General features: G+C 69.2%; 9 protein-coding genes. All 9 read right to left on the reverse strand.

The features are described from left to right. Positions 1–4: 4 nt before the first annotated feature. Positions 5–655, reverse strand: a complete 651-nt coding sequence (locus GUY60_RS07330) for an OmpA family protein (protein ID WP_161695029.1) — start codon at positions 653–655, stop codon at positions 5–7. A gap of 3 nt (positions 656–658) precedes the next feature. Next, entirely contained in the window at positions 659–1,237 is a 579-nt protein-coding gene (locus GUY60_RS07335) for a hypothetical protein (protein ID WP_161695031.1), read from the reverse strand. A gap of 19 nt (positions 1,238–1,256) precedes the next feature. After that, positions 1,257–1,844 (reverse strand): pilus assembly protein TadG-related protein, encoded by a 588-nt coding sequence (locus GUY60_RS07340; RefSeq protein WP_161695045.1) that lies wholly within the window; start codon positions 1,842–1,844, stop codon positions 1,257–1,259. 11 nt (positions 1,845–1,855) lie between these two features. Further along, positions 1,856–2,098 carry a hypothetical protein gene (locus GUY60_RS07345; protein WP_376771176.1) on the reverse strand — a complete coding sequence of 81 codons (243 nt, stop codon included), beginning with the start codon at positions 2,096–2,098 and terminating at the stop codon, positions 1,856–1,858. Between the two features lie 209 nt (positions 2,099–2,307). Further along, a complete protein-coding gene (locus GUY60_RS07350) occupies positions 2,308–3,198 on the reverse strand; it encodes a DUF5936 domain-containing protein (RefSeq protein WP_161695033.1) in 891 nt (296 codons plus the stop codon). Positions 3,199–3,212: 14 nt separating this feature from the next. Continuing rightward, positions 3,213–4,148, reverse strand: coding sequence for a type II secretion system F family protein (locus tag GUY60_RS07355; RefSeq protein WP_161695035.1), 936 nt, complete (start codon positions 4,146–4,148; stop codon positions 3,213–3,215). A gap of 94 nt (positions 4,149–4,242) precedes the next feature. Continuing rightward, entirely contained in the window at positions 4,243–5,583 is a 1,341-nt protein-coding gene (locus GUY60_RS07360; protein ID WP_161695037.1) for a TadA family conjugal transfer-associated ATPase, read from the reverse strand. A 7-nt stretch (positions 5,584–5,590) separates the two neighbouring features. Further along, on the reverse strand, positions 5,591–6,025 hold the full coding sequence (locus GUY60_RS07365; protein WP_246234428.1) for a TadE/TadG family type IV pilus assembly protein: 435 nt from the start codon (positions 6,023–6,025) through the stop codon (positions 5,591–5,593). Then, the coding region (locus GUY60_RS07370; protein WP_161695039.1) for a TadE family protein at positions 6,022–6,516 on the reverse strand (495 nt) is incomplete at its 5' end. The genes GUY60_RS07365 and GUY60_RS07370, both read right to left, overlap by 4 nt.

Raw genomic sequence — 6,516 nt, forward strand, 5'->3', positions numbered from 1 at the left:
CGGTTCAGCTGTCCGTGCCGGAGCTTGCTTCCCCGCGCGGGAAGGTGATCTCCACCCGGCGGTTCTTCTTGCGGCCGTCCTCCGAGGAGTTGGACGCGATCGGGTAGTCCTCGCTGTACCCGCGCACCTCGAAGGTGATCTCCGGGCCGAGGTCCTTGCTGAGCTGGTCGTGCACGGCGTCGGCGCGCTCCTTGGAGAGCTTCTTGCCGTGCGCGTACGAACCCAGGTCGTCGGTGAACCCGAAGACGCGGACCTTCGTCGAGTTCTGCGCCTTGATCTCCTCGGCGATCGCACCGATCCGGGAGTTCGCCTCGGGGTTGAGCTTCGCGCTGTCCTTCTGGAACAGCACTTCGGCCTGGAGCGCGAACTTCACGTCGGAGTTGGTGTCCTCGCGGCGTTCGGTACCGCCCATGTCCTCGACCACGGACTTGATGTCGAGCACCTTCGCGGGCGCGAGCTCAGCCCCGTCGGCCAACTTCAGCCCCGGCGCCTTGGCGTCCACTTCCGGCGGCGCCTCACTGCTCACCGAACCCGGGGGCACGCTCGGGTCGTCCTCGGCGTGGGCGGTGGTGGTGAGGGTGGCTGTCGCCAGGAGGGTGAGGGTGAGCACGGCGAGGGTGCGGGTTCCGGTTCCAGTGCGGGGAGTGGGGGGCATGGGTCACTCACCCTCGGAGATCTTGATGGTGGCGGGGGGCATGTCCGCGATCTGGAAGGTGACGTCCGTGGAGCCTTCGGGTGGGGCGGGGAACTGGGCGTACCAGGACTCCGACTCGCCTCCCTTGACTCCTCCCTTGAACTGCGTGCACAGGCAACGGCCTTCTGTGTCCCGCAGAATGTAGTAGCGCTTCTTCCCGGCCTGGTCCACGAGGGTCGCGCCGGCCATGGACTGCCCGTTGGCGGAGAGTTCCTTCTCGTCACCGCGCCAGGAGGGGGCGACCCACCTGCTGCCGCCGCCGTTCTGGATCGTCCCGGACAGAGTGAGGAAGCCGCCTTCGTCACGCACGGCCGTATTGATGGCTAGCGTGATGCTGTCGCTGCCCGTGACCTCGGCCAGGACCTTGTCCTCAGCCGGTTCTTGCGGCTTCTCGTCGTTCCCGCCCCCGCCCTTGGAGGACTGGGTCGGCGGCTCCGAGTTCGACTTCTGCGCGCCGCCGCCGTCTTCTCCGCCACAGCCGGCCAGCGTGAGCACCAGGCCGGTGGTGAGTGCCGCTGCGGTCAGAGCCCTTCGGGCCTTCATCGAGACTCCTTCGTAGCCATCATTCCGCCAGGTGGACGGCGAACAGGTCCTTGCCCTGGGGAAGTTCGATGTCCCCTGGGTCCTTCGGATCAATCTCCCAGGAGCCACTGCCGTCGCACGTGAACTTCACTTCTTTCTTCGGATCGATGTCCACATCGACGGTGCAGCGAGGTTCGATCACGGCGGTCGCACCGGCCTTGGCGCGGGTGTTCTCCGTACCGGGAATCAGGGACTCACCGACGGTGTAATTGGTCTCCACACGGGCTTCGAAGGAGGGATTGTCGTTCAGGAAGCCGGTGTCGAGGCTCGTGAGGGAAGCATCGTTCGCCGCCGCCAGATCGGACGCGGCGCCCCGGCCGTCACCGATGAAGTCCTCGCCGTTCAGCCAGTCTTCCCAGTCACCGGCCTCGAGGCCGTCCAGGAATCCGTCGGTCAGCTCGTCCCGTACCTCTTGGGCGGCAGCGAGCGCCGCGGCGTCGGCGGCGGACTGCGCTCCGTTGCGCGCCACGGCTCCCTTGGCGAAGACGAAGAAGACGAATGCCACGAAGAGGAGGATCGCCACCAGCCACACGTACAACGGGAGAGTGGATCCCCGGTCGTCACGCAGCCGAACAGCGCCTAGTTGCCGGTGATTTCGTCGACGGCGTCGCTGATCGCGGTCGAGATCGTGTCGTCCAACCCCAACCCCATAACCGCAGTAACCACCGCCGCAATCAGAATCAGCAGCCCCGCATACTCCACGAACCCCGCCCCCGCGTCGGATGCCCTCCCTCGCATCCGGGCGATGACCGCGCTCTTCCAGGTGCGGATCCTCGACATGGCATTTCCCTCCGGCCCGTGCAGACGCACCAGTTGCTCCAACAGGAGAAACGTACGCCGAAATCCATCGTTTTCCAGAGGGGTCCCGGAGCCAACTCCGGCCAGGGGGCCGTGTTTGTGGCTTCATGTGACCCCTCCCCCGGGTGCGAACCGGATCCGCTTCGCGAAGACTCTGGCACAACGCGTTGCAACCGCGAAGTGTTCAGGCGTGGTTGATGCCAATTCGAGACAGTTCGAGTCGGCGGATTCCATCAGCCCCCCAGGATGGAGGCGAAGTCCGTGTCCGAGCCCAGGAACATGCCGCACACGATCAGGATGAGGGTCGCCGGGACCATGAAGATCAGGGTGACCAGGGTGGTTTTCGGTACGGTCTTGGCGGCGCGGCGGCGGGCGTTCTGGGCGTCCGTGCGGCGCATGTCGGCGGCGATCTGGATGAGGGTCTCCGCGATCGGGGCGCCCAGTTCCTCGCCCTGCTGGAGTGCCGTCACGAACTGGCCGACCTGCTCACTGGTGTTGCGTCTGCGCAGTTCCTCGAAGGCCTGGCGGCGGGAGACGCCCATGTCCATCTGGCGGAGCGTGATGGAGAGTTCGTCCGCCCAGGGGCCTTCGTAACGGTCCGCGACGCGTTCGAGGGCCTGCCGGAAGCCGAGACCGGCCGAGACGACCACGGCGAGTACGTCGAGAAAGTCCGGAAGTATGCGTTCGATCTGCTCTTTGCGTTCCCGTACCGCCTGCCAGATCAGCGCGTCCGCCGCGAACAGGCCGAAGGCGAGCGCGCAGAAGCCGAGCAGCGGGACGCCACCGCCGAAGAGGGACAGCGCGCACACGGCGCCGAAGATGCCGTAGACGGCGCGGCGGGCCGCGTACCGGTCGATGGTCAGGCCGTTCGGGTTGCCCGCCTGGTCGATCTTGCGGCGCTTGGCGTCGACCCGCTTGGTGCCCATGAGCCGGAGTACGGCCGGGGCGAAGCGCATGCCCAGGCGGTCCACCGCCGAGTCCGCGGCGGAGACCCGGGACGAGCCGACCTCCAGGGCGAGGGCCAGGTCGCTGGGGAGTTTGGTCTCCGAGCGGTACATCCGGACACCGAGGAAGATCCCGGCCACGGACAGGGCCAGGAGGAGGGCGAGCAGCAGTCCCCACATGTCGTGTCAGCCCCTCACACGTCGATCTTGCCGAGGCGGCGGATGACGACGAACCCGGCCGCGTACAGGCCGAGCGAGACCAGGATCAGGATCTGCCCCAGCGGCGACCCGGTGACCTTGGCGAGCGCGCCGTCGTTCATCGTGTTCAGCATCAGCATGGCGCCGACGCCCAGGCACGGGATGGTGAACGCGGTGGCGTTGACCTCGGAGAGCATGGTGCGGACCTCGCGCCGGGTCTCCTTGCGTTCCTCCAGGGTCTGGGTGAGGTTGCGCAGACTGCCGACGATGGTGCCGCCCGCCTTGTTGGAGAGGATCAATGTCGTGACGAGGACGCTGAGTTCGCGGGACGGAAGCCGGTCCGCGAGCTCGCCGAGCGCGTCGTCGATGGAGCGGCCCACCGCCAGCTGGTTGGAGACGACGGTGAGCTCCTCGCCCGCCGGGGCCTCCAGCTCCTCGGCGGCCATGGCGAGCGAGGTGCGCAGGGCGAGCCCGGCGGAGGTGCCGTTCGCGATCAGCCGGGCCAGGTCGGGGAGTTGGTTGATGAACGCCTCGATGCGCTTCTGGTGCTGCCAGTTGAGGAAGGCGTTCGAGGCGGCCACCGCGATCACACCCGCGATCGGCCCGAAGAACGGGGCGAGCAGCGTCCCGGCGAGCAGCCACAGGCCGGCCGCGGCGGCGAGCAGGTAGACGAAGAACTCGCCGGGGGTGACGTCGAGTCCGGTCGCGGCGAGCTTGCGCTGGACCCGGCGGCCGATACGGGTGCCGCGCACACGCCGGTCGACGGCGGTGAACCGCCGCTGCCGGCCGAGCGGGAGCGGCCCGTCGTCGGTGAGCCGCTCGACCAGGGCCTGGCGTTGCGCTTTCCCGGAGGCGTACGCGTGCAGGCCCGCCACGGCGAGGGCGCCGCCGGTGAGGGTGGCGCCGAGGGCGGTCAGCGCGAGGGGGTTCATGCGGTGACGGCCCTTCGTATCGAGGTGCGGGCGGTGCGGATCGGGGTGCGGAGTGCGCGTATCGGCGTGCGGACGGTACGGACGGTACGGGGCATCAGCCGGTCGCCTCCCTGGAGTTCAGTACGTCGACGCCGTCGATCACCCCGTACGACTGAGGGATCGGTTCCGCCGCGAGGTAGAGGCGGTCGGCGATCCGGCGGGGCAGCGGCAGATGCTCGAAGACGCCGCGTACGACCCGGTCGGAGCCCATCGGGGCCGGGGTGAAGCGGGCGACCGGCACGATCCGGAAGGTCTCGCGGCCGTGCGAGACGAGCAGCGAGACCTCGGTGATCTTGCGGGAGCCGTCCGCGAACCGGGTCAACTGGACCACCACGTCGACCGCCGAGTTGATCTGGTCGCGCAGCGCCTCGAAGGGCACGTCGACGTTGGACATCGAGCCGAGGGTCTGGAGCCGCATCAGGGCGTCCTCGGCGGAGTTGGCGTGCACGGTGGCGAGGGAGCCGTCGTGCCCGGTCGACATGGCCTGGAGCATGTCGAGGGTCTCGCCGCCGCGCACCTCGCCGACGATGATCCGGTCGGGCCGCATGCGCAGGCTGTTGCGGACCAGGTCGCGAATGGTGATCCGGCCCTTGCCCTCGACGTTCGGCGGCCGCGATTCGAGGCTGATGACGTGGGCCTGCTGGAGCCGCAGCTCCGCCGAGTCCTCGATGGTGATGATGCGTTCGTGCTCGGGGATGAGCGCGGAGAGGGCGTTGAGCAGGGTCGTCTTGCCGGTGCCGGTGCCGCCCGCGACGATGACGTTGAACCGGGCCCGTACGAAGCTGCTGAGCAGCATCAGCATCTGCTGGTCGAGGGTGCCGAGGTCGATGAGTTCGCTGAGCTTGTACGCGCGCGGGAAGCGGCGGATCGTCAGGGTCGGCCCGGTCAGGCTGAGCGGCGGGATGATCACGTTGACGCGCTCGCCGGAGGGCAGCCGCGCGTCGACCATCGGCGTGGACTCGTCGACCCGGCGGTTCACGGTGGAGACGATCCGCTCGATGGTCTGCATCAACTGCTCGTGCGAGGCGAAGCGGAGCGGCAGTTGCTCGACCCGGCCGGCCCGCTCCACGAAGATCGCGTCCGGTCCGTTGACCATGATCTCGGTGATCGAGGGGTCTTCGAGGAGCGGTTCGAGTACGCCGAGTCCGAGGGCTTCGTCGACGACGCGGCGGATGAGCCGGGAGCGCGCGACCGTGGAGAGGACCGGTCCCTCGCGGCTGATGATGTGGCCTAGCACGCGCTCCAGGCGGGCCCTGCGGTCGGCGGCGGCGAGGCTCGACATCTCGGCGAGGTCGATCTCCTCCAGGAGCTTCGACCGGTACGCGGCGACGATGTGGTCGTCCTCGTGCCCCGGCTCGTTGCCCTCCGGCGGGGCCATACGGGACCTCAGGCTCATCGCGTACTCACTCTCGGTCCTCGTCGGCGGGCATCGTCACGGCACGGGTGGCGGTCCAGCCCAGGTCGACGAACGGGACAAGGGTAGGAATGTCGACGGTGACCTCCGCGCGGACCAGGTCGCCGCCGCCGACCGCGAGTTGCGGCTCGTACCAGGCGCTCATCGCGGCGTCGGCCGCGCCCTGCCCGGCGCCCGGCTCCAGGGCCTCGGCGCGGGCGGCGGCCCGTGCGCCGGATCCCGCCTGCTGGAACGAGTAGCCGACCAGGCCGAGTTGGATCACGGCGAGGCCGACGAGCAGCAGGGTCGGCAGGAAGCCGGTGAACTCCAGGAGTACGGAGCCACGGTCGCCCCGGAGACGTGCGCGTACGGCTGACCAGCAGGTGCCGGGCCTACGTATGCCGGGCCTACCCATGCCCGGCCTACGTACGTCGGGCGCTCTCATTCCGCCCCCTCCCCGCCCTCCTGTGCCGCCCCCGCCTCGCCGCTCACGTGCCAGCCCGCGTCGAAGCCGGGCAGGAACAGCGGTACGTCGACCTCCACATGGGCCTGGTACACCCCGCCCGTCGTGCCGCAGGACGGGCTGAAGCTCCCCTCCCACGCAGTCGGCAGGTGTGCGCGGGCGGCCTCCGCACACGCGCTCGCCGGGTCGTCCCCGCGTACCGCCGCGACCGCTCCCGCGCGGGCGCCCTCGTCCGCCGCGTTCCCGGCGAGGGACCAGCTGTAGCCGAAGAGGACGCACTGCCAGAGGATCGCGACCACGGCGAGGATCAGCGGGGCGAGGCCCGCGAACTCCAGGGTGGCCGAGCCGGTGTCGTCCCCGGCACCCCGCCACGTACCGGTGTCGCCGTCGGTGGACTTACGGCGACGGTTACCGAACGAGCCGAACGGACCGACTGAACCGCGGTCGCCCTGGAAGCGGGTGAGGGCCTTGCG

Origin of the sequence: Streptomyces boluensis, from assembly GCF_009908195.1 — a bacterium.
Lineage (GTDB): Bacteria > Actinomycetota > Actinomycetes > Streptomycetales > Streptomycetaceae > Streptomyces > Streptomyces boluensis.

Excerpts from the sequence above, each read along its gene's own strand:
- GUY60_RS07330 (WP_161695029.1), bottom strand. The coding sequence starts at position 655 with ATGCCCCCCACTCCCCGCACTGGAACCGGAACCCGCACCCTCGCCGTG.
- GUY60_RS07335 (WP_161695031.1), bottom strand. The coding sequence starts at position 1,237 with ATGAAGGCCCGAAGGGCTCTGACCGCAGCGGCACTCACCACCGGCCTG.
- GUY60_RS07350 (WP_161695033.1), bottom strand. The coding sequence starts at position 3,198 with ATGTGGGGACTGCTGCTCGCCCTCCTCCTGGCCCTGTCCGTGGCCGGG.
- GUY60_RS07355 (WP_161695035.1), bottom strand. The coding sequence starts at position 4,148 with ATGAACCCCCTCGCGCTGACCGCCCTCGGCGCCACCCTCACCGGCGGC.
- GUY60_RS07360 (WP_161695037.1), bottom strand. The coding sequence starts at position 5,583 with ATGAGCCTGAGGTCCCGTATGGCCCCGCCGGAGGGCAACGAGCCGGGG.
- GUY60_RS07365 (WP_246234428.1), bottom strand. The coding sequence starts at position 6,025 with ATGAGAGCGCCCGACGTACGTAGGCCGGGCATGGGTAGGCCCGGCATA.